The following is a 1,382-nucleotide window of genomic DNA, read 5'->3' on the forward strand; positions in this document are numbered from 1 at the left end:
ACCTCCTCTATCTTTCTTGTCCTTTTTCAGTTTTTTCTTGATTTTTATCTTTTTCTTCTTCTGATTTAAATTTTGATATTTGTCCCAATATTGATGGTTTCTCTTCCCTTGCGTGAAGATTATCCTCTACATCATAAGTTGATTCAAAGTAATCACTATCTTTAAAATCATTGTCATACCTATCTGGTATTCCATCATTGTCAAGATCTTTTGCAAGTGGATCATAGAAGTTTCCATCATCATCTATTTCTAAACCTAAAGCTTGTTTTAAATCTTCTTCATCTACTGATACCAGATCATCAAAACTTGACATCTTTATGGATTCAGTCATGTCTTTAAGAGCTTGTGAATTAGATATATCTTCTTCTACAAAAGATTCTGTTCTAATAGCTACATCATCCACATACTGAGTCCATGTTTTTTCTTCCAAATTTACCTCATATTGAATAGAATGCTTACCATCTGGTGTTTCTGTATAGGCAAGTCCTATATGACTTAAATCAGGATATAGTTTGTCAAAGTCTTCATAGCTATTAGATTCTGAAAACTCATAGTTAGAATAATCAACTATCGCCCTCTTTAAATCTTCTAATAATGGTGATTGGTTTTCTAATTCTTCTACTTCTCCCATATCTAAAAGTTTATTAATCTCAGCTAGTCTTAGAGTCTTATCCCTTAACTCATCTGCTTTTTCAAATGGTTTAGTTAATTCTACTTTGGCATTTTCTAAAGATTCTTTATAGTTTTCAAGGTTTTGATTTAACCTTTCAAGTCTTGAAGGCATTTTTTCAATGGCATTATCCAGTCTTGTTATATTGCCATCAGTAGAGTTTGATAACTCTCCGAAGTATTCTGCTTTTCCTAGAAGTTTAAAGGTGTGAGTATTAGTCATAAAATTATATGAAACTTGTAAGTCTAAATTTCTATATTTACCAATAACCTTGCTATCATTTATCTTTACCTTTTTTATTTCTTCTAATAGCTTCTCTCCAGCTTCTTTCTTATCTAAAATTTTATTTTCTCCAAGACTTATTGAAGTAAATTTGCTATCTACTTCTCCTAATTTTTCAACACTTGCAATATCATCTTTAACTGCTTGTATTTCCATTTCAGTTTTTAAAATACTTTGAGGATAAATTTTATTTACCTTATCTTCAAGCTTGTATTTATTAGATTTATAGTTTGCTTCAAGCATTTTTAGCTTTGTAACTTCGTTATCTAAATCCATTTTTTCTTTAATTAGAGGATTTCCAGTAGCTAAAGCCTTAATTTCTGAATAAGATAGACTTGCCTCATCAACATCTTCTGCAACACGCACAGGTGTCTTACTTGTCATTATTTGGGATATGAATTTTTGCTTATTCTCTATTGTCTGCCACAAA

General features: G+C 30.3%; 1 pseudogene. It reads right to left on the reverse strand.

Annotation, left to right across the window (positions count from 1 at the left end):
* Positions 1 to 7 precede the first annotated feature (7 nt).
* Positions 8 to 1,382, reverse strand: a pseudogene (locus tag HMPREF0077_RS09910) (helicase-related protein); the annotation flags it as partial.

Origin of the sequence: Anaerococcus tetradius ATCC 35098 (assembly GCF_000159095.1) — a bacterium.
Taxonomy (GTDB): domain Bacteria; phylum Bacillota; class Clostridia; order Tissierellales; family Peptoniphilaceae; genus Anaerococcus; species Anaerococcus tetradius.